Source organism: Candidatus Tokpelaia sp. (assembly GCF_008636115.1).
In the GTDB taxonomy this organism is placed as follows: domain Bacteria; phylum Pseudomonadota; class Alphaproteobacteria; order Rhizobiales; family Rhizobiaceae; genus QLZD01.
Window position 1 is genome coordinate 85999 of record NZ_QLZD01000031.1, and the last position, 25111, is coordinate 111109.

The 25111-nt window shown below is 50.7% G+C and carries 24 protein-coding genes and 2 tRNA genes; 14 read left to right on the top strand and 12 right to left on the bottom strand.

Features of this window, described 5'->3' with window-relative positions:
• Nucleotides 1-163: 163 nt before the first annotated feature.
• Nucleotides 164-1594: a sigma-54-dependent transcriptional regulator gene (locus DPQ22_RS05335; RefSeq protein ID WP_150213880.1), complete on the bottom strand. Its 1431-nt coding sequence runs from the start codon at nt 1592-1594 to the stop codon at nt 164-166.
• A gap of 386 nt (nt 1595-1980) precedes the next feature.
• On the opposite strand from DPQ22_RS05335, the gene DPQ22_RS05340 reads away from it, so the two are divergent.
• From DPQ22_RS05340 to DPQ22_RS05355, 4 genes are all read left to right on the top strand, one after another.
• On the top strand, nt 1981-2397 hold the full coding sequence (locus DPQ22_RS05340) for a hypothetical protein (RefSeq protein ID WP_150213882.1): 417 nt from the start codon (nt 1981-1983) through the stop codon (nt 2395-2397).
• A gap of 30 nt (nt 2398-2427) precedes the next feature.
• On the top strand, nt 2428-3462 hold the full coding sequence (gene hemH / locus DPQ22_RS05345) for a ferrochelatase (RefSeq protein ID WP_150213884.1): 1035 nt from the start codon (nt 2428-2430) through the stop codon (nt 3460-3462).
• 293 nt (nt 3463-3755) lie between these two features.
• A complete protein-coding gene (locus DPQ22_RS05350) occupies nt 3756-4736 on the top strand; it encodes an SPFH domain-containing protein (RefSeq protein WP_150213886.1) in 981 nt (326 codons plus the stop codon).
• Nucleotides 4737-4826: 90 nt separating this feature from the next.
• Nucleotides 4827-5294 carry an NfeD family protein gene (locus DPQ22_RS05355; RefSeq protein WP_150213888.1) on the top strand — a complete coding sequence of 156 codons (468 nt, stop codon included), beginning with the start codon at nt 4827-4829 and terminating at the stop codon, nt 5292-5294.
• Nucleotides 5295-5656: 362 nt separating this feature from the next.
• Here DPQ22_RS05355 and DPQ22_RS05360 read toward each other — a convergent pair whose 3' ends face one another.
• The 3 genes from DPQ22_RS05360 to DPQ22_RS09190 form a co-directional block, all read right to left on the bottom strand.
• Entirely contained in the window at nt 5657-5836 is a 180-nt protein-coding gene (locus tag DPQ22_RS05360) for a hypothetical protein (protein ID WP_150213890.1), read from the bottom strand.
• A 183-nt stretch (nt 5837-6019) separates the two neighbouring features.
• Entirely contained in the window at nt 6020-6295 is a 276-nt protein-coding gene (locus DPQ22_RS05365) for a helix-turn-helix domain-containing protein (protein ID WP_150213892.1), read from the bottom strand.
• Nucleotides 6292-6459 carry a type II toxin-antitoxin system RelE/ParE family toxin gene (locus DPQ22_RS09190; protein ID WP_320411422.1) on the bottom strand — a complete coding sequence of 56 codons (168 nt, stop codon included), beginning with the start codon at nt 6457-6459 and terminating at the stop codon, nt 6292-6294. Before DPQ22_RS09190 ends, DPQ22_RS05365 begins: the two co-directional genes overlap by 4 nt.
• Nucleotides 6460-7232: 773 nt before the next feature.
• Between DPQ22_RS09190 and DPQ22_RS05375 the strand changes: the two genes are divergently transcribed.
• A complete protein-coding gene (locus tag DPQ22_RS05375; RefSeq protein WP_150213894.1) occupies nt 7233-7547 on the top strand; it encodes a hypothetical protein in 315 nt (104 codons plus the stop codon).
• 540 nt (nt 7548-8087) lie between these two features.
• Here DPQ22_RS05375 and DPQ22_RS05380 read toward each other — a convergent pair.
• Complete coding sequence (locus DPQ22_RS05380; protein ID WP_150213896.1) at nt 8088-8420, bottom strand: hypothetical protein; 333 nt, start codon at nt 8418-8420, stop codon at nt 8088-8090.
• Between the two features lie 245 nt (nt 8421-8665).
• Between DPQ22_RS05380 and DPQ22_RS05385 the strand changes: the two genes are divergently transcribed.
• Nucleotides 8666-9940, top strand: coding sequence for a lactonase family protein (locus tag DPQ22_RS05385; RefSeq protein ID WP_150213898.1), 1275 nt, complete (start codon nt 8666-8668; stop codon nt 9938-9940).
• Nucleotides 9941-10579: 639 nt separating this feature from the next.
• Here the strand turns inward: DPQ22_RS05385 and DPQ22_RS05390 are convergent.
• The 4 genes from DPQ22_RS05390 to DPQ22_RS05405 all read right to left on the bottom strand — a co-directional run bounded on the left by DPQ22_RS05390 (nt 10580) and on the right by DPQ22_RS05405 (nt 13416).
• Nucleotides 10580-11347: a pyrroline-5-carboxylate reductase gene (locus DPQ22_RS05390; protein ID WP_150213900.1), complete on the bottom strand. Its 768-nt coding sequence runs from the start codon at nt 11345-11347 to the stop codon at nt 10580-10582.
• Nucleotides 11348-11600: 253 nt separating this feature from the next.
• Nucleotides 11601-11912, bottom strand: coding sequence for a hypothetical protein (locus DPQ22_RS05395; protein WP_150213902.1), 312 nt, complete (start codon nt 11910-11912; stop codon nt 11601-11603).
• Nucleotides 11913-12224: 312 nt separating this feature from the next.
• Complete coding sequence (locus DPQ22_RS05400) at nt 12225-12518, bottom strand: hypothetical protein (protein WP_150213904.1); 294 nt, start codon at nt 12516-12518, stop codon at nt 12225-12227.
• Nucleotides 12519-12675: 157 nt separating this feature from the next.
• Entirely contained in the window at nt 12676-13416 is a 741-nt protein-coding gene (locus DPQ22_RS05405; RefSeq protein WP_150213905.1) for an RlmE family RNA methyltransferase, read from the bottom strand.
• 232 nt (nt 13417-13648) lie between these two features.
• Here DPQ22_RS05405 and DPQ22_RS05410 point away from each other — a divergent pair.
• Nucleotides 13649-13722, top strand: a tRNA-Gln gene (locus DPQ22_RS05410).
• Between the two features lie 377 nt (nt 13723-14099).
• A tRNA-Arg gene (locus DPQ22_RS05415) sits at nt 14100-14176 on the top strand.
• A 290-nt stretch (nt 14177-14466) separates the two neighbouring features.
• On the opposite strand, the gene DPQ22_RS08900 is transcribed toward DPQ22_RS05415, so the two are convergent.
• Complete coding sequence (locus tag DPQ22_RS08900; RefSeq protein ID WP_190323162.1) at nt 14467-14604, bottom strand: hypothetical protein; 138 nt, start codon at nt 14602-14604, stop codon at nt 14467-14469.
• A 677-nt stretch (nt 14605-15281) separates the two neighbouring features.
• Entirely contained in the window at nt 15282-15821 is a 540-nt protein-coding gene (locus DPQ22_RS05420) for a CoxG family protein (RefSeq protein WP_150213907.1), read from the bottom strand.
• Between the two features lie 116 nt (nt 15822-15937).
• Between DPQ22_RS05420 and pgi the strand changes: the two genes are divergently transcribed.
• From pgi to DPQ22_RS05435, 3 genes are all read left to right on the top strand, one after another.
• A complete protein-coding gene (gene pgi, locus DPQ22_RS05425) occupies nt 15938-17596 on the top strand; it encodes a glucose-6-phosphate isomerase (RefSeq protein ID WP_150213909.1) in 1659 nt (552 codons plus the stop codon).
• 990 nt (nt 17597-18586) lie between these two features.
• On the top strand, nt 18587-19000 hold the full coding sequence (locus tag DPQ22_RS05430) for a helix-turn-helix domain-containing protein (RefSeq protein ID WP_150214102.1): 414 nt from the start codon (nt 18587-18589) through the stop codon (nt 18998-19000).
• A gap of 813 nt (nt 19001-19813) precedes the next feature.
• Nucleotides 19814-20269: a helix-turn-helix domain-containing protein gene (locus DPQ22_RS05435; RefSeq protein ID WP_150213911.1), complete on the top strand. Its 456-nt coding sequence runs from the start codon at nt 19814-19816 to the stop codon at nt 20267-20269.
• A gap of 1131 nt (nt 20270-21400) precedes the next feature.
• Here DPQ22_RS05435 and dps read toward each other — a convergent pair.
• A complete protein-coding gene (dps, locus tag DPQ22_RS05440) occupies nt 21401-21901 on the bottom strand; it encodes a DNA starvation/stationary phase protection protein Dps (protein WP_150213913.1) in 501 nt (166 codons plus the stop codon).
• Nucleotides 21902-22171: 270 nt separating this feature from the next.
• Between dps and tsaB the strand changes: the two genes are divergently transcribed.
• Genes tsaB through miaB form a run of 3 tightly spaced genes read left to right on the top strand, consistent with a single transcriptional unit; the run spans nt 22172 to nt 24934 of the window.
• Complete coding sequence (gene tsaB / locus DPQ22_RS05445; RefSeq protein WP_150213915.1) at nt 22172-22942, top strand: tRNA (adenosine(37)-N6)-threonylcarbamoyltransferase complex dimerization subunit type 1 TsaB; 771 nt, start codon at nt 22172-22174, stop codon at nt 22940-22942.
• Nucleotides 22939-23508: a GNAT family N-acetyltransferase gene (locus DPQ22_RS05450; RefSeq protein WP_150213917.1), complete on the top strand. Its 570-nt coding sequence runs from the start codon at nt 22939-22941 to the stop codon at nt 23506-23508. Before tsaB ends, DPQ22_RS05450 begins: the two co-directional genes overlap by 4 nt.
• 19 nt (nt 23509-23527) lie before the next feature.
• On the top strand, nt 23528-24934 hold the full coding sequence (gene miaB, locus DPQ22_RS05455; RefSeq protein ID WP_150213919.1) for a tRNA (N6-isopentenyl adenosine(37)-C2)-methylthiotransferase MiaB: 1407 nt from the start codon (nt 23528-23530) through the stop codon (nt 24932-24934).
• Nucleotides 24935-25111 lie beyond the last annotated feature (177 nt).

Sequence of the window (25111 nt, forward strand, 5' to 3'; positions counted from 1 at the left end):
CACACCCCAATAGAGGCACAGTTTTATCAATATTCTGCGCCTCTATCGGTGACAGCCGATTATGCCGGAAAAATCTTAACACCCCGTCAACATTGCGCACAGAATCAATAAAGTGAAAATCATTGGCGGGGCAAAGGCGGAGCGCTGCTTTGTCTGACAACAGCTATTTATCAGGATAAATGCCGTAATCTTCCAATTTACGGTAAAGCGTGGAGCGGCCGATTTGCAACCGCCGGGCCACCTCGCTTATTTTGCCGCGATAACGCTGCATAGCCTCTAAAATGACGCTTTTCTCCACCTCGGCCAAAGGTTTTATATGACCGGCCGCATCATAAAACAAACGGGAGGAAGCTACGCTGTCAGCCGGCTGCTCCTGTCCTTCATCTTCACGCAGTAATTGTGGAAAATCGCGTGAAACCAGCAGGCGCCCCTCGCTCAATAATACGGCGCGAAACATCATATTTTCCAGCTCGGCAAAATTGCCCGGCCAGTCATATTGCGTCAGCAGCGCTGCTGCCGCCCCGGAAATGCCGCTTAAAGCGGCATGCTTTGTTTCACCGACAATGCGCGCCAGAATATGCCGGGCAATTTCAGCTATATCCTCGCGCCGGCGGCGCAAAGGCGGCACATGCAATATGCGTGTGCCAAGCCGCTTATAAAGGCCAATAGAAAAAGAACCCTCGGCCACTAATTCTTCCAAATCCTCTGCCGCAGTCGCCATGAGCTGAAAGGTTTTTCGGCTGCCCGCCCCGCTCCCGCCCCGCCGTGAGGCCAAATGCCCCTGCTCCACCTGCCGCTCAATAAAACGCAAAAACTGCGCCTGCTCCGCTTTATCCAGCCTGTCAATATCGCCAAAACATAATGTGCCGCCGCTCGCCGCAGTGCTTTTTTGCTCCAGCGCGGCATTATCCGGCAGGCCGGAGCCTCCCCCCCCCTTCGCTGCGCAGGAAATAAATATAAACGGCGCCGGCGGCAGAACCTTGTCACCTTTATCGCCGCTTGTCCCCGGCGCTCTGTTTTGCCGGCTTTCTTCGTGAATGGCGCGGGCCAGAGCCTGCCTGCCGCTGGCTTCCTCGCCGCAAATCAGCAAAATACCGCCTGTCTGCGCGGCAGATTTTGCTTTTTCCAGCATATCGCGCTGAGCCGCGCTGCCCGACACCCATTTGGAAACAGCAAGCGGTTTTTCCTGCCCTCCAGGCAGGAAGCTTTGGAACTCCCGGCGCAGCAAATGTTTTTGCAGCAAATTGCCGCTCGAGACAGCAAGCCGCGCCGGAGATATGGGATAAATGAGAAAATCATCAGCCCCGGCGGTTACAGCGCGGCGCAGGCGCTCATCTTCTTCATTGCCGGCCAGGGCAATAATCGGCATTTTTACCCCGGCGGCACGAATATTGGCAATAAAATCCACATTGCTTATATCGGCCATTTCCACATCAATCAGCGCCAGAGCAATATTCTGCCGCCGCTTTAACAAATCGGCAGCGCGCGCCCCGCTTTCCGCCTCAATAATATAATAACCGGCAGAAATAAGCGGCGAAGCAAGCTTTGCCCGTTTGACTGCATCTTCTCCCGCGATCAGCACTGAAATTGTCATAAAAATTACGCCTTTTTGCCTTGAAAAGGATAATCCTGCAATCGTGCCGGGCCTTGAATACCCGCATCGATAACCGGAAACCACCCGCTACAACATCTGACCTGCTAAAAGCATATTTATGGCAGAAGGCTTTTATGGAAAGGCGCTGCACTCTATGAAAACAACAGCATCTCTGTCTTTTGTCCACCGGGGGCAAGAAAAATAATTGCAAAAAATTTGCCGCGGGTTTAGCGATAAAGCCGCCAAAGCAGAAAACCGTTTTTTTGACAAAATCACCCTATTTTTGTTAAAAAATCGATTCAGCCCTAGCAAAATCTTGTAAAAAGTCGTAATTATGGGGCGGGTGAATGTCGTTTTAAACCTGCCTGAGGCCAGGCAGGTTCCGTGTGATTTGGGTTGTGGAGTTGAAATTGGCACAATATGTCCATCGATTGCTCGTTTTATCCTGCTTTATTGTGCCGGCTTTGGCGCTTGCCGCCTGTTCCGATATGCTCGGCAATAATTCCAGCCCTTTTGGGGCCAAAGGGCCGAACAAGGCCGGTCAAACGGCGCTGGAAGGCCGCTGGATAGATGCAAACGGGATTTCTTCCACTTTCCGCAAGGGTGTATTCGAGACCCGCTCCCCCGACACTAATGAAAAATTATCCGAGGGCAATTATACATTTAACGGCGGCAATATTGTCGCTATTGAAGTGCGCTCTCTGGTGCGCGGCACGGTTTCTCATGTTAATTGCTCTTTGACAAAAGCCAAACTCTATTGCACGACTGAAAATAATACCAAATTCGTTTTGACCAGGGGGTGAGGGTTTAAAGAGAAAAGCAGCGGCACTATTATGACAAATAATAATAAAAGCAGGCGCATCGGCGTTATTCTGGCCAATCTGGGGACGCCTGACGGCACTGATTATTGGAATATGCGCCGCTATCTGGCAGAATTTTTATCCGACAAGCGCGTTATTGAATGGCCGAGTATTATCTGGCAGCCGATTTTACGGCTTATTGTCCTGAGCACCAGGCCAAAAAAATCCGGCGCGGCCTATGCGCGTATCTGGAATAGAGAAAAGAATGAATCTCCCTTGCGCAGTTATACGCGCAGCCAGGCAGAAAAACTGGCCGCTCTCCTGCACGAGAGCAAGGCTGCAGCAAAGGCACAAACCGCCAATGCGGAGCTGGATATAGATTGGGCCATGCGTTACGGCAAGCCGGCTATTGGCGCGGTCGCCAAGGCCATGGTTGCGCGCGGTTGCGGCCATATTCTCCTTGTGCCGCTTTATCCGCAATATGCGGCCAGCACCACCGCCACTGTCAATGATGTATTTTTTGACAGTTTAAAAGCCATGCGCTGCCAGCCGGCCGTGCGCACTGCGCCGGCTTATGCCGATAATGCCGTTTATATTGATGCTTTGGCCAATTCTATTACCGCGCATTTGGCCGGGCTTTCTTACCGGCCGGAAAAACTGATTGCCTCTTATCACGGTATCCCGCAAAGCTATGTCCGGCGCGGCGACCCCTATTATGAAGAATGCAAGCGCACAACAGCGGCTTTGCGCCAGAGACTGGGGCTTGATAATGAGGCTTTGCTCATGTGTTTTCAATCGCGTTTCGGGCCGGAAGAGTGGCTACAGCCTTATACGGATAAAACGATAGAAAAACTGGCGAAAGAAGGTGTCACATCGCTCGCGGTCTTTAACCCCGGCTTTGTTGCTGATTGTCTGGAAACACTTGATGAAATCGGCAATGAAGCAGCGGAAATTTTTCATAAAAACGGCGGCACAGATTTCACCCATATTCCCTGCCTGAATGACAGTGATGAAGGCATGCGCGTGATTGAACATATTGTGCGGCAGGAATTACAAGGCTGGCTTTAAAGCCGGAGCGCCGGCAGCCCCTGCCGCCAGTTATTTATTGAAGCTGTGCCGGCCGCCTCTGCGGGCGGAGTCGGTATGTGCCTTAGCCGGGTTCGTGCCTGTTTGCGCCTGTATTGCCGGCGCAGCATTCAGCGTGACAATGACCGCTTGTGCCCGGCAAAATAACAGGCAAAATAGCCGCTGCTGCTATTTTCATTCTTTACAGGCGCGCTGTTTGCGATAAAATGGGGCAATGTGTATTCGGGCCGCAAGTGCCCGGAATTTATCAGACGGCGCGGATTTTGGGAGGCCTTATGTCGGCTTTTGGTGCAGTTCTCATTTTTCTGGTCGTTTTGGTGGTGGCCACCTTGGGGGGCAGTATTAAAATTGTGCCGCAGGGCTTTCAGTGGACAGTAGAGCGTTTTGGCCGCTATACCAGGACATTATCGCCCGGGCTTAATCTTATTATGCCGTTTATTGACCGCATAGGCGCCCGCTTTTCTATTATGGAGCAGGTTCTGGCCGTGCCGCGGCAGGAAGTTATCACCAAGGATAATGCCACTGTTACTGTTGATGCTGTGGCTTTTTATCAGGTATTAAACGCCGCGCGCGCCGCTTATCAAGTTGCCAATCTTGAATATGCGCTGCTCAATTTGACCATGACCAATATTCGCACAGTTGTCGGCTCGATGGATTTGGACGAGCTGCTTTCCAACCGCACTATTATTAACGACAAACTGCTCCATGTGGTCGATGCCGCTGCCGGCCCGTGGGGTATGAAAATGACGCGGGTTGAAATAAAAGATATTCAACCGCCGCGCGATCTGGTTGATGCCATGGCGCGGCAAATGAAGGCGGAGCGTGACAAACGCGCTCAGGTGCTGGAGGCGGAAGGAAGCCGCAATGCCAGTATTTTGCGCGCCGAGGGGTTAAAACAGGGGCAGATTTTAGAGGCGGAAGGCAAGCGTGAGGCCGCTTATCGTGAGGCTGAGGCGCGTGAGCGGCTGGCCGAGGCAGAGGCCAGGGCAACGCATGTCATGTCAAAAGCTATTGCTGAAGGCAATATGCAGGCCATTAACTATTTTATCGCCCAGAAATATACTGAGGCTCTGGCGGCTATCGGCACGGCCAATAATCAAAAACTTGTGCTTATGCCGCTGGAGGCCTCTTCTCTTATTGGTTCGCTGGGCGGTATTGGCGCTATTGCCAAAGATATTTTTGCCGATAATGCCAAAGATAAAGCTAATGCCGCTGTCGGCCGGGCAGCGCGGCAAGGCGGCAGAGAGCAGCTTTAAATAACAGGCGCTGCGGCAGGCACCGGTGGAGAAAAGCGGCAAAATAGTGCTTAAGGCCAGGATTCCTGCCGTTAAAAGGACATAAAGCTGATGGTGGAATGGCTGAGAGAGACAAATTTATCGCTCTGGTTTATTTTTGGTCTGGCGCTCTTATGTGCCGAACTGGCACTGCCGGGCATTTTTCTGGTGTGGTTTGGCGCCGGCGCTTTGGCGACCGCGCTTATAGTCGCTGTTTTTCTTCCCTTCCTCGCCTGGCAATGGCAAATTATCATTTTTCTGCTATGCTCGAGCGCTGCCGTTTTGCTCAGCCGCCGCTATTTTAGCAAAAAACGCGGCAGCGATGCACTCTTTCTTAATAATCGAATAGCAGAGCTTATCGGCCAAAGCTTCATTTTGGAAACCGCCATTAGCGGTAATAAAGGCAGCCTGCATATTGATGACAGCCTATGGCAGATCCGCGGTGAGGATATGCCCAAAGGCAGCCGCGTGCGCATTACCGGCTATAGAGCCGGAGCACTGGAAGTGAAAGCCGCCTCACCGCCGGGGGAGAAACAGTAGAAACGGCAAGGCGCGCAATGCACCGGCAGGAGCAGCAGCACGTGTAAAATATAGTGGAAGACGGTAACGATCGGCCAAAGGCAGATAGATCGTCGACTGCTATCTTGTTTATTAGCCAGTTTCAGCGGTTGGCAGTCATTCCCCGGGGGCAAAAGGCACAAGCCGCAACGAATAGCGAGTGCCCTGCGCCTGTGCTTATATTACAGCCAATCAGAAATGCGGCCAAGCCGCAACGCCACCATTTCATCTGCTTCGGCACCCGTCACTATAGCTAATCAGAAAATGCGGTCAAGCCGCAATTATTCTGCTAATTCATAAAAAAATATGGCGGCATTTTTCTACTATAGGCTGTAATTAGTTCATTATTTGTTTTGGTCTTTCAACAAATCCCCGTCCTTCCAGGCACTATAGGCAACTATTCCTGCGGTAATAATCGCCATGACCAAAAGAGTTGCAATTATGCCAAGGGAGGGAGAGCAATTTGCAATTTTATCAAAAACATTTCCTAAATTAGCAGAAGCAGTAATCAATACCACTAACATCGTAATCCAGATTCCGCGAGTTTCCCTAAAAAACTTACAGCAAATCTCGCAACCACGCCAACTGCCCTAAGAGCCACCCCAAGCAACCACACGCCGCACCACAGGAGCAGCGGGAACATCACAATAGCGAGCAGCACCCCGAAAGTTATAGGCACTGCATGAAGCATAATACCCTCCTAATTTTTAGAACTGAACTTTTATCTTAATTTTAGCTCCGACAGCGGCGGCATAGCGGTAAACTGTTGAGAGATTCGGAAGCAGCCTGCCACTTTCTATCCGCGCAATGGAGGCTTGTGATGTTCCCATGCGGCGCGCAAGTTCTTCTTGCGACAATTTTGCTTTGGCGCGCGCCTTCAAAAGCTCGTCAGCCAGGGCGAACTCGGCGGCGGCTTCATCGTATCCGCGCCGCACTTCCGCATCTTGCAAATGTTTTTTCTTCAATTCAGTTAATGTAGTCATGGCTTTATTTCTTTCATTTTCTGCCGGGCTGTTTCCAGCGCTGCCTTGGGCGTTTTCTGCGATTTTTTAACAAACACATGAAGCACAATCAGCCGCCGCCCTTTGGCTCTGATGTAGATGCCGCGCGCGATACCCTCTTTAGCCTTTGCCCGTATTTCCCTTATCCTCTAAAGGCTTAACATGAGGCTCACGCATATTCTCCAGGCCCGCCAATTCAACCCGCTCCATTATCTGAAGCAGCTGGCCTCACAGATGACGCGGCAGAGCATCTATCTCCGCGTCCACATTTTCATTCAAAGTTTCAACTGTCCAGCTCATGCCAGGCAATATAATGGGCATAATCTGTAAGAGCAAAAATAAAAAAATACACACCTGATTAAAAGCGCGGTTTAAGCCTGCAAATGATAAGGAATATGTTCAGGAATCATGGGGAAAGGTCGGCCAGGCAGCTAAAATGGGGCTTAAAATAAAACCTGTTTATCGGCATGGGCGTGAGCCTGAATACGCGTATTAGCACCTCAAATCTGATACGCTATCCGCTTTGTATATCAAAAAATGGGGATTTTATATATACAAAGGGATTTGTGTATATTTGGTGGTAGACAAGCTTTGGTTGATAAAACAGGCTATCAAAAATGACAGCAAAATCTGCCCAACTAACGAAGGGCGGCTATTTTGCTAGTTAAAAAAATGCCCCGCCCACAAGGGGCAGGGTCTTAATTGCCAATTACCGGTAGCTGCTTGCCGCGCAAGAGCAGCTTTCATCTACTATAAAAGCCAGGCGGAAACGGCCAGACGCCGCCATTCTCGCGCGTTTGGCGTATTGCTTCCTGCGCCCGCCCTCCGGCATAGCGCCCAAGCGCAGCCCACTCGCGCGCTTGCTGTACTCTAACTGTGTTTGGTGTATGTTATTTTTTAGAAAAAAGAGGCGTGTGCTATGAAGTTTGAAACATACAAGCTGGATAATGAAGACTGCGCGTATATGCAAGATGGTATGAAGTATCTTCAGGCAGGAGATGTTTTCTTTATTCCAATAGTTAGAGATAAAAATAAGACACATACATTATATAATTCTGCGGAATTCCCTTCGGGATATAATGATCTGAAAGGGAAACTGTCTTTATACCTTGTATGCCAATACAGGATTTTACCGAACGACTCGGCAAATCGTAAAAAAGAGCCGCTATGTTTTGTTATTCCTCGCAGAAAGATTCCGCCGCCCTTGCGCATGGAATGGCTTGATAGGGATTAAGTTATTTCCCTCTTGCTTTTAACCTTTCCAGCTCCTTACGCATTGCTTTAGCTATACGCTGCCGCTTCATATAGTCGGCAGCGTCTCCTGCTTTTGCCGGTTTAAGCGCGTTCATATTCCGCGCTGTTCATTTGCAGCGGAAATTCGCCGTGATTAAGGCTTGCCTCAATCGCCTGCCGCATATGCGGCGACATATGCTGTTTTACTCCTTTATATACACTGCGGATAGCCTCACTGCCCCTGAATGCCTGGACTGGGTCTTGCGCTATGCCCGCTTTCCCGTTGATCTGCCAACATCTTTGCCATATTACGCAAATCATGCTGCTTCCCTGTTGCGCCTTCATACCTCATCATGCCTGCAACATGGTTTAAGTCAATTTGCCCGCGCTTTTTCACCGTTTCCCAAAGGGGCGAGGTCTTAATCGCCATATTTACCAATGCGGCCGGTCATGAGGTTTGCGCGGTGTTCAGGCGTCACCGCGTAATCGCTACAGCGCGTTATATCATCTAAAAGCCTTTGATTCTTACCGTCCAATTCTTTTACATCATAATATTTTTGTCTAATAGTCCTCTGTAGTCCAAGGGCCAAACGCTTAAGCCCGGTTCAAAATCTTCAGACTTATATTTCTTCTCAAGTATACGCGTATACCCTTCTTTTAATGATTTTGCGCCGCTTTTGTCATATTTGGGGTCGGAATAATAAATAAATAGCGGATCTTTGCGGCTATCTACCCTTCCCTCCAGCTCTGAAAATACCTTATTTGCCGCATCACGCTGCAATTCTGCGGCTAGCTGAATATCGCCAGGCTTGAGATTGCTCTGTTGGGTGCCTTTACCGGTTCGGAACTCTTCCGCTGCGCTTTTTGGCGCCAAAAAAACCGGTAAATTTTCCGAACCAGTCATTGCCGGCTGCTTTCAAAGCACCTGCACCGGCAAAGGCGGGTTGCGGCTGCTCTTATTGCCGGGGCGGCCCAGGGCGGGAGAGCGGTTGTTTTGTTGAAAAAAGCCGGGCCTTTATGTATATTTATGTATAATCGCCTGCCCCTTGTTGATATTGACAAAGCGGCGGGCAATATATATTAACCATATTGGCTTTTACACTATAAGGCGGGTATATTATGTCGCAGCGTTTTTCTCGACGTTCCTTTGCTCTGGGCGCTGCGGCCCTGGGGGTTGCGGCTCTGGGGTCTACAGCCTTGGGGTCTTTGGCTTTTTCTCGCCCTGCCTTTGCTGCCGGCCGCTCTATCGGTGCGGCGCAAGCCCGTGTCTTTTGTTTTATCGGCGGCTATACAAGGCATGGGCCTCCCGGCGGCGCCGGTAACGGGCAGGGAATTTCCGTCTTTGAAATGAATCGCGATACCGGGCAACTGAATTTGCTGACAGTATTTGTTGATATTGCCAGCCCGTCTTTCATTACTCTGTCGAAAGATTGCCGTTTTCTTTATGCAGTGAGTGAGCTTGATGATTATAATAATGAAGGTGACGGCTGTGTAACTGCCTTTGCCGTTGACAAGCGCACAGGGAGCCTGACAAAGCTTAATACTGTCAGCTCCGGCGGCAGTGTGCCGGCGCATTTAAGCGTGCACCCCTCCGGCCAATATGTACTGACAGCCAATTATACCGGCGGCAGTGTGGCGGTTTTCCCGATTAAAGCCGATGGCTCATTGGCTGAAGCGACAAATATAGTGCATAATGGCGGCCCCCGCCAGCCGGCGCGCGCCGCGGATAATCCTGAGGGAAATTTTGCCGTTTCCGACCATTCCGGTTCGCACCCGCATATGGTTGCCGCCAGCCCGGACGGGCGCTTTGTGCTGGTCAATGATGCGGGGCTGGATCGCGTTTATGTCTGGTCTCTGGATTTAGCCAAAGGCAGGTTGATGCCGGCAAAAATACCTTATTATGAAATGGAACCGGGCAGTGCGCCGCGTCATTTTGCCTTTAGCGCCAATGGGCAAATCCTCTATAATTTATGTGAGCAAAATTCCAGAATTATTGTCTCAAACTTTAATCCGACCACAGGTGAAATGGCCAAAATACAGGAAATCAGCACTTTATCGCCGGATTTCCGCGGTTCAAATCTGGCGGCAGAAATTCTTGTATCGAGTGATGGCCGCTATGTTTATGCCTCAAACCGGCTGGCTGATACGGTAACAGTGTTTGCTGTGGCGGCAGATGGCACTCTGACCTGGCAGGAAGAGGTTTGGGCGCATGCGGATTATGGCCGCGCCATAATGTTTGACCCAGGCGGCGAGTTTTTGTTTTGGGCCGGTCAGCGCTCTGACGCTGTAACCTCCTTCCGCGTTAATCGCGAGACCGGCGGCCTGAGTTTTACCGGCCGGTTTGTGCCGGTAGGCAGCCCCACCACATTTGCTTTTATGGTGGCTGAAGACTGATGATTTAAGGAAACAGGGGGGGAAGTTTTTTATTCTTTCCGGTGAGCGTCAATTCGGTAATATACGCACCAAATGCTATATCCCGCTGCGGCGCTATTTTCCAGTAATCAGGAAAACAGCGCCGCCGGGTTAAATTTTCAGTGTAACCGGACAAAAGATTTTAGAATATTCGACACGAGGTTTTAGAGTCTGTTTTGGCTATAAAGAGCTATTTTGTGCCATAATCAGACAATCTTTTCAATAATCTCAAAGAGTCTATAAAAATGGTCTGAAAGGCCATCAGCCAGAGAGCCGGCAGGAAATTATCAGGAAAGATGGAAAAGCAGGTAATTATGTTTGGCGGCTGCGTTATTGGCGATGTTTCCCGCCTCGGTCGGTTTGAGGTGGTTGAACATATTGGGCGAACAGCATTCAGCAGGGCTTTTGTTGCAGCTTGGCCGTATTTGTCTTTTTAGCTATAATGCCCCCTGCCTGCGTTACTATAATAAACTTGTTGCGGCTTGACCGCATTTTCTGATTAGCTATAATATGGCAGCTAATAATGGGAGACTGAGTGCAGTTGCGGCTTGGCCATATTCTCCGACCGGCTATATTTGCGCCAGCCCAGCCTGAGCGGCCTTAATTATTGTGCCGAAAATTTTATCTGGAAATATGACGCAAGACTTCATCTAAAGATTTTTTCAAGGCTTCCAGCCCGCCTTTTTCCTGCATCAGGCGAGAAATCATTTCATTTGTCCCGCCTTTGGTAGAATATTCTCTCTCCAGCCGGGGGAAATCCACTTTATCCTGTTTGACCGCTTCGGCAGAAAGCGCATTGAAAATTTTTGCCAGATAAAGCGCCGCCTCAGCTTTTTTGGAAGTTTTGCTGCCCAGCCATTCATTAAAACAATTCAGAAAAGCATAATAAACCCCCATAAAGGAGGCCGCCATCATAAATAAGCGGAAATCTTCTTCCGAATCCAGATCCAGCGCCCCGCCTATATGGGCAAAAATATTATGCACATCTTTATCTGCCGGGAAAATCGGCGTAACTGTTTTATGCTCGGCAGCAAAAGGCAGGGGTACAGCGCGAAATACCGGCAATTTATGCCCGGTCATTTCTGCCAGGCGCGCGCAGCTTTCTGTCGGCACAAAAGATACCAGCTTTTGCCCCGGCCTGAAAACCAGCCCCTTTAATACTTTTTCGCAAACCTGCCCGGGCAGAGCGACAAAAATAATATCGGCATTATCCACAACATATTGACTGTCTTCCGTCAGCTCCAGCCGAGGCAAATCGGCCGCCATTTGCCGTGATTGCGCCATATCCGCGGTTGAAGCAACAAGGCGCTCAACCCGCAAGGCAGATTTTTCAATACCGGTTATAACGGCAAGAGCAATCGTCCCCGAACCCAGAAAACCTAATTTCATTCCCTCACTCCCTGGCTTATGGCTTTAAGACAGCCGCAACACTATGCCGCCGGCAAAATACCGGCACTGCGCGAGCGGCTAAACACAGCACCCTGCCCCCTGAGACAGCAGCAGAATCACCGCGCTCTATATTTACAAGCATTTCCAATCGCAAGCAAGATTAGAGGTAAAGACCGATACAGACCCCACCCTGCGTCCGGCAAATAACAGGAGCAAGAGACCGGGCCGGCAGCGCCGACCCGGTGGGCTTTACTTAATTGGCAGGAGCCGCTGCCGGCATTTCTTTCCCTGCTTTGCCATGTTCCATAGCGTGATGTCTCATTTTCCCTTCCCCCTTATGTTCCTTTTTCCAGGCTTCACGCTCAGCCGCGGTTTTATGCTTTTTGCCGTGCTCATTGCATTCGCAGCGTTCTTTATCCCGGCATTGGCAATCTCCCCCCCGCTTGTGTCCTTTATGCGCAGACGTATTTTTTCCAGCCTGAGCAGGAGCCGGCGCTCCCTGAGCAAAAGCTGTAGCCGGAGCCAATAAAGCCAAAGCGGTGCAGGCAATGAGAATTTTTTTCATATTATATTCCTCTCAGAATTTCAGAACCAAAGCAGCGTATTGGAAATTTTAAACCTGAAAATCCTCCGGCGCCAAAATCTCCGCAACAGGAAACCGACATAAAAAACAAATTAACGGCAAATTCATGTCACAATCTGCTTTGCTTGGGCCATAATAAACGGCCGGGCCTATTAAGATGCTGTAGCGCGCTGAATTTTTTGTCAAAAAAACAGACAATATTTGGCAAAAGCGCGCCACGCTCTAAATTCATGCCCTACCAGATAGTGTATGTCAGGCGTCAGAGATAACCGGCGCTAACAGCCAATCTGACGTTCAAAACAGCAGCCATAAGCTTGATGAAGTGATGTTCGCTTCTCTGTTTTCATCGCCGACCGGCGCCTGAATTCTATCACCCTGTTTATGCTGGATATTTTTAAGGTTGCGCGCCACGATGGCTATTTTGTGCCAAACGGGCAACCTTAAAGGCGCATTTGCAAATTCATTTGGCAAGATCAGCTTGGCTGCAATTTTTTGAGGATTTTTTCCATTTTGTTTCCAAATTTCTTCAACTCTCTGTCCATATCGCCACCTGAATAAGTCGGCATCGTTCCGGCAAGCTTCGTCCAATGCCGGTTAAAGCGCTCAATCAAGCCTTTAGCCTGACTGTATTATACTTTTTGACAAATATTCCCTCATTTTTTGACAAATGATCCAGCCCCTTACAGATGCCGGGTGCGCCGCTTTATGCCGGACGGCTTGGCAAACCTGCTTTTTTGACAGATTTTCACGGCTTTCCACCTTTAAAACTGCGCGCCAGCAAATAAAGCTCTACCGATTCAGCGCGCGAGGCCGCCGGTTTGACATGATGCACAGATTTGAAATTTTGCTTTAGCAGGGTCAAAACCGTGTTTTCTGTGCCGCCTTGAAAAGTCTTGGCCAGAAAATGGCCGCCCGGCTTTAATACGGCAACGGCAAAATCGGCCGCTGTTTCACATAAATACGCCGTGCGCAAATGATCGGTGCGCCGATGGCCGGTGGTGACCGCTGCCATGTCGGAAAGGACAATATCCGGCCTGTCACCCAAAGCGTCCAATAATTTTTGCGGCGCTTCTTTATCTAGAAAGTCCATTTCCAGCATGGTCACTCCGGGCAGCGGCTCTACCGGCAAATAATCTATGCCGATAATAGCGGGCCGCTCTGTCGACACGCCGATAATTTGCGCCGCTACCTGGCACCAGCCGCCAGGCGCCGCCCCTAAATCAATCAGCTTTTGCCCGGCTTGCAGCAAATGATATTTCTCATTGATTTCCAGCAATTTATACGCCGCGCGCGAGCGATAGCCCTCAGCCCGGGCGCGGTGCACATAAGGGTCGTTCAAATGCCGCTCCAGCCAGCGGCGGGAAGAGGCTTTTATAGTGCCGGCCTTTTTCTTCACCCGCACATGCAGGCTGTTGGGCGCAGCAATGCCGCGCCCGCCAAAGGCTGCCTTGCTTTTTTTGCCGGCGCCATTGCCTGTTTTGCCCATAATACTACCTCCTTCCCCCGATTATTGCGGCCCAAGCCGGCTATGTTAACAGCCTCCAGGCAAAAACCCAAATAAAAATGCCGCAGGCGCAGGGCAAAAACACTGCACTCTGCCGGCAAAGGCGGCGGCAAATTTATTGCTTTTTCCCTTGCACCGGCAAACAAATATGATAAAAGGGAGGCATCAATGCCGACAATCAGGCGCCGGCACGCAGCTCATGCCGGCAGTTGTTTGGGGAATAGTTTAAGGGTAGAACAGCGGACTCTGACTCCGCTAGTCTTGGTTCGAATCCAGGTTCCCCAGCCATTTGCCCTGCCGCAGCTTTTCTCGCTCTTAACCGCGTTTTGCACGGCTTACGCGCGCTTGTTCTTTGTTGCGCCCGCCGCCCCCCAACCCGGGCGCTGTTTGCACGCTCCGCGCGCCCCTTCGGTTTCTGATGAACTATATTACCAAATGCTACCGCTTGCTTTTGCCGCCGGACTGCGGCTTGTCTTGTGATTTGGCAGTTGCATGGAGCTGCCTCGCCCCTGCCCTCTGCTTGATAATAGCTCTGTGCCGCAGCGCCGGAGCAAATACAGCCCTTTTTTTCGCAAACAGATTTTTGCATTTTTTTATCGCACAGGCTTGCAATTTTTGTCAGAACAGCTTAGGAAGCAGGGGCAGATAAATTCTGCCAGTATTGCGCACCCGTAGCTCAGCTGGATAGAGCACCAGACTACGAATCTGGGGGTCAGGAGTTCGAATCTCTTCGGGTGCGCCATTTTTCCTCGGGGTTTTAGTTGTAAGGTAATATTGTGCCTATGCAGGCAAGGCTACCCTGTTTCTCTTCGCGACTCGTCTATAATATTTAATCAAAATCTGAATTATAAAATCCTCTGTCTGTAGCGCGCTGAAATTTTTGTCAAAAAAATAGACGAGTTTTGGCAAAAGCGCACCAAGCCCCAAATTCATGCACTACTAGATAGTGTATGTCAGGCGTCAGAGATAACCGGCACCAACGGCTCTAGTGCCGGGAGTAGAGATTGCCGCCGCCCTTAAATGCGCCAAAGCCTATAAATGCGTGGTATCCATATCAGGCTGACCCATGGCTATGGACACAGCCGGCATTCGGGCAACTTCCATCACCATAACCCAGCAGGAAGAGAAAAAGGGTTGGTGGTGAGTCACACTATATATTGTGTCAACCACAATATTAAGCGTCCAGCCTTGTTCGCCTCTATGTTTTCATCGCCGGCCAGCGCCTAAATTCTATCACCCTGTTTATACTGAATATTTTTAAGGTTGGAACCTACTCTGTGATTTTTGTGCTAAAGTTCCAACCTCAAAGGTTCATTTGCAAATTCATTTGGCAAAATGCGCTAAAACTTTTGGCAAAATCTCTGGCCAGCCATTCACCGCCCCTATGCGCCTGGCCGCACAAACCATGGGGAAACCATAATGAACAGGTCTGATTGCAGATTGAGCGCGTTTTGAACAGCTATTGAGCGCAGTCCGCACAGCCTTAAGCAGTTTTGCACAGGCAAATGATTATGCCGTTTTTGGCAATCTTTTTCGTAAAATCTCTTTTTTATCATTAAATATCAATACCATATTATTTGACAAATATTCCCTCACTTTTTGACAAATGAACCAGCCCCTTACAGTAGTGCGCTGAATCTTTTGTCAAAAGTCGTCTATTTTTTTGACAAAAGATTCAGCGCACTACATAAATTACAGAAATCAATAAACCGGACAAGGTCTTTGCTTTGCTTTAATCAGGCTCCCTTTCCTCATTTTAGCCGCTTTGCTGAATAAATCAACTATGCCGCCTTACCTCCAGGCAGACTTTCCACTGTCGACCGGGGCGGCAGCAGCAGCGCCGGCCCTCAACCGCCCCGCTCTGCTTCGGCCTCGCACGCCGCAGCCAGCCTGGCAAAAAAGCGGGCGACAATTTTGCCGGCAACAGCGCCAAGCATTTTGCTGCCAAATTGCGCCAATTTACCGCCAGCCGTGCCGTGCATATGATAAACCAGTCTGGTGGCAAAGCGCGCGCTTTTCTGCCGCCCGGCCACTTGACCGCCTTTTTTCTCTATTTCCCGGCGTTTTGCTGCCGGCAACTCGCTCCAGCCTATTTCTTCCAGCCGCACTTGTGTTTTGCCTGTAGCCAGGCCGGAAAGTGCGCCCCGCCCTTCACCGGCAATAATGTAAGAAACCGGCGGATCTATATCCGATAATAATAAGCTGCCGTGAAAGCGCAAATTTATCAGCCCCAAACGCACTCTCAAAACAGCGTCAATCCGGTTTTCTGAAACCCGCTCCAGCTTTTCACAGCCGTCAATGCAGGGCTGCAAACTTGTCGTATCATTTAAAACACGCCAGACAATAGCACGCGGTGCGGCGATTTGCTCGCTGCCTTTAATTTCCATAGGCGCTAAAACCCTCAATGATATTGTAATAGTATTTTTACTGGTTGCTTTTAGCACAAATTAGCCGCTAGAATAGCAGCTAATAGCGTAAAAATCCAAAATCGGGAGGAAAGGCAATGGCGCGCAATGAGGCCGTTTTTCAACAAAAGCTGGCAGAGCTGAAAACGCATGCGCAAAATGATGCGCCCCAAAATATTCGTTCAGCCTTTGCTTTGGATAAAAGCCGTTTCGCCACTTTTTCCCGTTCTTTTAATGATTTATTATTCGATTTTTCCAAATGTGCGGTCAATGCCCGTAGTTTGCAACTGCTGACAGAACTGGCGCAAGCCGCCGGGGTAGAAGAGCGGCGCGATGCCATGTTTGCCGGCGAACCTATCAACAGCACTGAAAACCGCGCCGTGCTGCATGTGGCTTTGCGCGCGCCGGAAACCGCGCCTTTTGCCATTAACGGGCGCAAAATCATGCCGGAAATTTATGCCGTTCTGGCCAAAATGGCCAAATTTGCCGATGCGCTGCGCTCCGGCCAGCTAAGCAGTGAAACAGGGCAAAAATTTACCGATATTGTCAATATCGGCATTGGCGGCTCCGATCTTGGCCCGGCTATGGCGACAGCCGCTCTCGCCCCTTATCATAACGGGCCGAAAACGCATTTTGTCTCTAATATTGACGGTGCCCATATTGCTGATACGCTTGACAGGCTTAACCCCGAAACCTGCTTTTTTATTATCGCCTCCAAAACCTTCACCACCAAAGAAACCATGACCAATGCCTTGTTTGCCCGCCAATGGCTGGCGGCCAAACTGGGAGAAAAGGCTGTGGCCAAACATTTCGCCGCCCTTTCTACAGCAACAGATAAAGTGGCGGATTTCGGCATTAACCCCGCTTATGTTTTCGGCTTCTGGAACTGGGTTGGCGGCCGCTATTCTGTCTGGTCTTCTATCGGTCTGTCCGTCATGCTGGCTATCGGGCCGCAGCGCTTTCGCGAATTTTTGGCCGGCGCCTGTAAAATGGACGAACATTTTCGCCACACAGAAATAAAAGACAATATTCCTATGCTGCTGGGCCTGCTTGGTTTCTGGCACCGCATTATTTGCGGCTGGCCGAGCCGCGCCGTGCTGCCTTATGAACAAAGGCTGGCGCGGCTGCCCGCTTATTTGCAGCAACTGGATATGGAATCCAACGGCAAGCATATCACCCTGGAGGGAGAAGAGGTAACAATGCCGACAGGCCCCGTTGTCTGGGGTGAGCCGGGAACAAACGGCCAACATGCTTTTTTTCAGCTTTTGCATCAGGGCACCGATATTGTGCCGATAGAATTTATCGCTTTTGTCAACGGGCATGAGCCGCATTTGCGCCGCCAGCATGATATTTTGCTCAGTAATTGCCTGGCGCAGAGCGAGGCCTTGGTCAGCGGCCGCAGCACAGAAGAAGCAGCAAGCAGCCTGGCAGCAAGCGGCATGAGCACCATTCAGGCACAAAAGCTGGCGCCGCATAAAAGCTTTGTCGGCAATCGCCCCAGCCTTACCATTATGCAAAATTTGCTAACCCCCTTTGCTCTGGGGCGCCTGCTTGCTCTTTATGAGCATCGCGTCTTTGTTGAAGGCGCGTTGATGAATATTAATTCTTTTGACCAATGGGGAGTGGAATTGGGGAAAGAGCTGGCTACAGCGCTATTGCCGCTGGTGGAAGACCGAAAAAAGGCAGAAATCGGGGCGCAAAGCCATCTTTCTTCTACGCTCGGCCTTGTCAACCATATTCACCGCTTTAAAAATTAAAGGCCGGAAGCAAGGGGCGCGCTCTCGCAAAATTACAATAAACGCCGGCAAAGCGAAAAAATGATTTAGGCAAAAATTGAAAAGAAGGAACAATTATAAAGGAAATATACAGATTTGCTATGCAATATTGATTCTTCCATAAGAATAAGCTAAGAGAATTGCAGATACTCAAGGCAAACCAATCCTGAATTAAAGGGGATAGGGGCTTGTTTCCGGCGCCGATATTATATCAAGCTTTACATTTACACTCTATAATATGCGTAATCCGGTTTGATAAAAAGCCCGGCCGCGGCGGCAAAACACCGGCCTTGGCCGATCACATGCAAAATACCGCAACCACGTTAAAGATCATGTTTTTGCTGCCACCCGCTTTTGTGCCAATCTGCAGCCTGTCCCATGTTTTCGCGCCCTATTGCTGCTTTTGGCAAAAGGAGCAACGCTGAAATGCACGCTATGACCGGCAACAAGGCGGCAATTTGCCAGGCAAAAATCCGCCGCACAAATAAAATTGCCTTGTCGGCAGTACCGCCGGCACTATCCGGAAAAATGCGACATTTTTTTGCGCCTTTACCGTCAGCAGTGCGGAACGGGCTTTTGCTATGTTCCGCACTGCTGACTCCCTTACCCGTTAAGTAAGGGGGGCTTTCGCTTTGCCCAGGCACAAGACCCGCAGCCAGTGGCGGAAAAAAGATGCGGGCGGTTCGACTCTGTGGGGGTAAGTCGGAAGAAAGCCGAACCGGCGAAAGTAATAGGAGATCTACTTTCGGAGGTTTTCATATATCCCCTCCCGCATCAGGCGAAGCACAAGGGGGAGTGCCTCGCTTTGGTGAAACCTGTCTGTGAATCACCGCCTCCTGTCAGGCGGCGCTCATCTTATAAACCACATTTAGATTTACGTGTAAAGTCTAAATGTAATTTGAAGTGTTTTTTTGATACATAAAGGAGTGTTTTTTGATACATAAAGCGGCAAAACCCAAAACAGAATTGGCTATGCGTCTGCGTGAGGCCAGGCTTGCCCTTGGTTTTGGGCAACGCAAACAATTTGCCTTATATCTTGGTGTCTACCCCGGCACATTGGGCAAATATGAAATCGGCCTTAGTGAGCCGCAGGCTTCTTTTCTCGCTCTTTACAAAACAATATGCGGTATTTCGCTTGATTGGCTGCTGACCGGAGAAGGCAGCATGTTTGACAAAAGCGGCCCCAAAAGCCCGCCTCTGGCCGAACCGGATATTAATATTGCTCATTTGCAAAAAGCTGTTCATATTGTGGAAAAGGCTCTGGCAGACAGCCAACATGCCTCCGGGAAAAAAGCCAAACTGATAAAACTTGTTTATGCCATGCTAAAAGCAGGAAAAGGGACAGAACCAATAGGCCGCCTTATTGATATTTTGCGCGCTGATTGATTTTTTACCAATATGCAGTAAGGAAAACCCGCCGGATCATAGAGCAGCACAATAATGCCTTGCAGCCTGACCGCATTTTGCGCGTATATGCGCGCCCCTCCGGTTTGCACGGCTTATGCGCGCCTGTTCTTTGTCGCGCCCAAAGCCCACCAACCCGGGCGCTGTTTGCGCAGCTTATGCGCGCCCTTTCGGTTACTGATGGGCTATACTAATGCCGCTAACGAAATCACACGCGCGATCGTTGCAGCTTGACCGTCTTTGTCTTTTAGCTATACTGGCGAAGAAAATGTGCCGGCCGCGCGGGGCGGTTTGCGGCAGCGCCTGCTGCCTGATATAAGAACAAAGGGCAGATCCGTTTGGGTTGCGCCGGGCTTTACCGGCAGCAATAGCGTTATTGCCTTGCGCCGATAATCCGGCAGCGGCAATATTATCCCGATTATGGCAGCAGCAGCGCGGGTGCGATACTCTCAAAACTATCCCGCGCTGCTGCTGCCCCTGCCCGTTAGATACGGGACAGCTCTTGCCTCTTGCCCTGTCGCGGTTCTTTTGCCCGCACCGGGCGCTATTAAAAAGATGCGGGCGGCTCAGCTCTGTCGATAAATATCGGCAAAGCCGAGCCGGCAAAAGCAGTCAGGATTACGCGATTCACTTTTGGGGATTTTCACAATTCCCTCCCGCATTGGGCGGAACGCTAAGGGGTAAGCGCTCCGCTTTGGTGCAACAGATTAACGAATCAACAGCCTGACAATCAGGCGATAACGGAATTTATAGCTTCAATCTTTTGCTTTGTAAACAACAAAATGAAACTTTTTTATGTCGCGACCTGAAAAATTTAAAACGATTTTAGGACAAAGACTTAGCAAGTTTAGAAAACAGCTTGGCTACAAACAAAGGCCTGATTTTTCTAAAATATTGGGCGTTTCTGTTGTAACTCTGGGCAATTATGAGAGAGGAGACAGAGAACCTGACCTGCAATTCCTGTTACTTTATGCAAAAAATTTTAATGCCAATGTGCATTGGCTTGCCACTGGCGAAGGCGATATGTTCCTTGCTGCGGCAAGTTCCCTGCCCCTTAATGCAGATGAGGCGGGAAAAGCCGCCCTGCAAAAAGCTGTCACAGCAGTTGAAACCGGCCTCTGCGGCCTTTATCTGCCGCCCGATAAAAAAGCAGAAGTGATAGAGCTTGCCCGCTCTGTGCTCAAAACCGGCAAAACCGAATCCCTGCGCCGGCTTATCCACCTGCTCATCACCCTCTCTTCCACTAAATAAATTACCCTGCAATTTCTGCTCCTATCCTCACCCGACTATGGAGAAACGAGACAGGCAACAGCCTGTGAGCCCAGGCAAGCGAATCAGGCGCTCAAATACCCCGGCAAAATACAGCCTGACCGCATTTGTCTCTTTAGCTATACTCCGCTGACCTTCGCCCGGCTGGGTATTTTCGTTGCGGCCTGACTGCGTTTGTCTTTTTAACTACACTGTAATTTTCGCTACAGACCGTAGGAAGCCGGTTGTTGCCTGACTCATTTTTCTGAATAGCTATACTGACAGCGTCAATTATTTGCGCCGGTTATTTGTTGCGGCGTGACCGCATTTTGCACAGCTCACGCGTGCCTGTTCTTTGTTGCGCCCGCCGCCACAGGCTAGCCTGTCCAACCCGGGCGCTGTTTGCACGCTCCGCGCGCCTGTTCTTTGCTGCGCCCGCCACCCGCCAACCCGGGCGCTGTTTGCACAGCTCACGCGCGCCCCTTCGGTTTCTGATGAGCTATAATCGAGGCCGAGGCCGATAGCGTCAATAGCGAGTTGCGGCTTGACTAGTTGATATTTTTCAACTGATTGTTTTTATTATATTTTTTAAAAGGTTAGGGAAACAAAAAACCAGATGCGGGACAGGATTCTCTTAAAAAGAAGCCGACTGCCGCATATATTTAGCCATTTCTTGTGCCAAAATCTTCTTGTTTGCCTTCCAGCTATACCTGCTTGTCTGCCGGTCATTCGTCCAGTCAGAGTGCCGCTTGAACTGTTGATTTGTTGCCCTGCCTTCTGCTGCTCTTTTGGCCGCAAGCTTGCGTAAGCCGTGCGCCGCTTTGGTAATGCCGGCGGCATCGCAGATTTTGCAGAAATTGACTCCGAATATGTCCGCCCGCATCGGCCGCCCCCCCCATCATCACAGATAAAGGTTTTGGTGCCGGCAAGCCCGGCTGCAGTAGAATATCCCAAATCGCCGCCGGCACGGTGGCTGAATAGTGCACAAACCGCCCAAGACAAAAATTTCTCCCTTAACCTGCCGGCAAAAATTGCGGAAAAATAAAAGCCGCCCTTTTACGGGCAGCTTGAAAGCGGCGTTAATACCGGCTCAGGCAGCGCGGCGCAAGAGACGCTGCACCGCATAAGAGCGGCCTAATGCCGGTGCTCTTCATTCTGAATATGCGCTTCCAGAAACCACAGATTTTTATCCAGGGTGCGCGAGGCGGCGGTCAAAATATCGGCGGCATCGGCATCACCGGCTTCCGCTGTTTCATCAACATATTTACGCACCAGATTTGCTGCTTCGCCATAAGCATTGATCAAAGCATGAATATGATCTTCCACTGTGTAAATATCGGTAGGATAAGGCTTGAGCACAGTGGCCTCAGCCACAGTCTGCGTTGTGCCATAGGCCGTGCCGCCCAGTTGCGCCACACGCTCGGCAATTTCGTCCGCATGCTCATCAAGCGTATCGCGAAAACCGTCCAGCATTTCATGAACGGCAATAAAGCGCGAACCTTTAACATTCCAATGCGCCTGCTTGACAATAAGCGCAAGGTCAATAGTCGCGGCCAAAGCCTTATTCATCATATCAATAACAGCTTTTTTACTGTTGGAAGGAATATTATTTTGTGTTTTGAATAATTGCGACATAGAAAACTCCTCTTGACTGAAATCGCCGAGCGCCGGGCAGACACCGCAGCCTGAATAAAGCGGCCGCCCGCGCCGGCCGGCACTTGCCCGCTGCGATTTTGATATAAGGCTTTTTTGTGCCTTTTGCAAAGGGTCGCAGCCAAATTCTTTACAATTTCCGGCCAAAACCGCGCCGGCGCTTGCAGCAAAGCCGCCCTTTATGATAAAAGAAGCGCAAATTAACCGGAGGTGAGGCAAGTTCCCGATTGATAATCCGGCAAAAGGCGTTTTATGCTGGTTCTGGCTCTCGATACCGCATCTGTTTTCTGTTCTGCCGCTTTGGCGGAAAACGGTCATATTATTGCCGCGCGCCAGGATAATATCGGCACTGGCCATGCCGAGCATTTATTGCAGCAAATTGCCGCTCTTATGCGCAAAGCAGAGAAAAATTTTACCCAGATAGACCGTATCGGCGTTAATATCGGCCCGGGTTCTTTCACCGGCATACGCATTGGCGTGGCAGCCGCGCGCGCTTTGGCGCTGGCCCTGGCAAAACCTGCTATTGGCGTTAGCGCTTTTGCCGCATTGCGGGCGCAGGCTGTGGCCGAGAGCGGGCATAAAACTGTGCCTGCCGTTTATGTGGTGCTGCAAGCGCCGCAAAACGGCCTTTACTGGCAATATTTTGCTGCTAATGGTGACAGCTCTGCCCCGCAAAGCGGCACGGCAGAAGATATAGCTGCCTTTATGCGGCACCAACCGGCAAATGAGGCGCAGCAAACCGGCCGGGCGCAGGCAAGCCTGCTTATTGGCAGCGGCGCGGCCGGCCTGGCCGCTTTGCTGCCGCCGCAACAGGCCACCTGCCTGCGCATTGCCGGCTCGGCACCAACGGCCGATATTGCCTTTTTTGCAGCAGCAGCGGCAGAACTGCCGGCAAAAGCCGCCGCGCCGGTGCCGCTTTATATGCGCGCCCCGGCGGCTCAACCGCGCAAGGCAGAGCTGCCGGCAGCGGAAAAAAGCCGGGCTCAGGCGCAATACCAAAATAAAAAAGGCGGACCGGTGTGAGATATTTACCCTTTTTGCGCCGCCCGGCGCTGATTGTGCCGCTACTGCCTGAAGATGCGCCGGCGCTGCACCATTTGCATGAACAGGCTTTTTATCACGGCTGGGGTGCTGCGGCTTTTCAAAATTTTTTGAATGATTCGCGAATTATCGGGTTCGGCAGCCGGATTGCCGGTGAAAAACGGCGCTTTAGCGGTTTTATTCTGGCAAGATCTGTTTGCGGTGAAGCAGAAATTTTAACCTTTGCTGTCACCAGAGAGTATCGCCGCCTCGGGCTTGGCCGCGCTTTGCTGGAGCATTTATTGCGGTTTTTATATCAGGAGCGGGTGAGAGCGCTGTTTCTGGAGGCAGATGAGCAAAATGCCCCCGCTCTGGCGCTTTACCGCGCTCTGGGTTTTCAGGAGACCGGACGGCGCAAGGCCTATTATAATAATGCGTCCGCAGCGGCAGCAGAGACAGGCAAAACAGCCGGCACAGTGCCGGGCGGCGATAATATCAAGCGTTCAGACGCTATTTTGTTTGAATACAGGCTGAAACAGCCGGCAAGCCGCTCTTCCCAAAACCGGTAAAAAACGGTAAAAGCACTTTATGACCGATAAAAATATTACAACACCCCCGGCGGCGCGCAAATTTTTTATCAAGACTTATGGCTGTCAGATGAATGTTTATGACAGCACGCGCATGAGCGATAATCTGAGCAGCGCCGGCTATGTGCCGACAGAAAAAGCAGAAGAGGCTGACCTTATTCTGCTCAATACCTGCCATATTCGCGAAAAAGCCGATGAAAAGCTTTATTCCGACCTTGGCCGGCTGCGCCTGTTGCAGGAAGAGCGGGCAAAAAACAATGCCGCCGCGCCGATAAAAATCGGCGTTGCCGGCTGTGTGGCGCAGGCCGAGGGAGAAGAAATTCTGCGCCGTGTGCCGGCTGTAGATCTGGTTATCGGCCCGCAGACTTATCACCGCCTGCCGCAAATTTTAAGCCAGGTGGAAACGGGCGCCAAAATTGTCGAGACGGATTATGCTACAGAAGATAAATTTGATCATTTGCCGCTGCCGTCCGCAGCAGCAGTGCGGGCGCGCGGTGTCAGCGCTTTTTTGACTGTGCAGGAAGGCTGCGACAAATTTTGCACTTTTTGTGTCGTGCCTTATACGCGCGGGGCAGAAATTTCACGCCCGGCGGCGCAAATCATGCGCGAAGCCGAGCAGCTTATTGCCGGCGGGGTCAAAGAGCTCACGCTTTTAGGGCAAAATGTCAATGGCTGGCACGGGCTGGGGGCAGATGGCAGGGAATGGGATTTCAGCCGGCTATTATTTCATATGGCAAAAGAGCTGCCGGGGCTGCAACGCCTGCGTTACACCACCAGCCACCCGCGCGATATGACAGACAGCCTGATTGCCGCACATCGCGATTTGGCGGTGCTTATGCCTTATTTGCATTTGCCGGTGCAATCCGGCTCTGACCGGATATTAAAAGCCATGAATCGCCGCCATAAGGCTGATGATTATCGCCGATTGATAGAAGCTGTTCGCCGGGTTCGGCCGGATATTGCTCTTTCCGGTGATTTTATTGTCGGTTTTCCCGGGGAAGAAGAGCAGGATTTTGCTGAGACAATGAGACTGGCAGCCGATATTGGCTATGCCTCGGCCTATTCTTTCAAATATTCGCCGCGCGCCGGCACACCGGGCGCGATCTTAAACGGGCAAGTGACTGAGAGCGCAAAAACCAGGCGGTTGCAGCAGTTGCAAGATTTGCTAAGCACCCAGCAAACGGCCTTTTTGCACAGCAAAATCGGCACAGTCACCAATATTTTGCTGGAAAAGCGCGGGCGGCATCAGGGGCAAATGATCGGCCGCTCACCATGGCTGCTGCCGGTAGCAGTGCAAACCGGGGCTGAAATCGGCACGGTAATAAAGGTGAAAATTGCCGCGGCCGAGCGTAACAGCCTGATTGCCGATGAAGCCGATAAAACGGCAAAAGCGGTAAAATTTGCTTGAATCTGTTGCTGTTTTGCTGCTTTCTCCGGCATTTGTCATAAAATTATCGCCGGCCTATGGTTTTTGCCGGCAGATTTCGTATATTTCAGGGGGGAGAGAAATTATAGGGGCGTGCCCTGTTTATCTCTCAAGCCTGTTGCTTGAAAAGCGGGCGCATTGCAGCATAATTTGGCTATA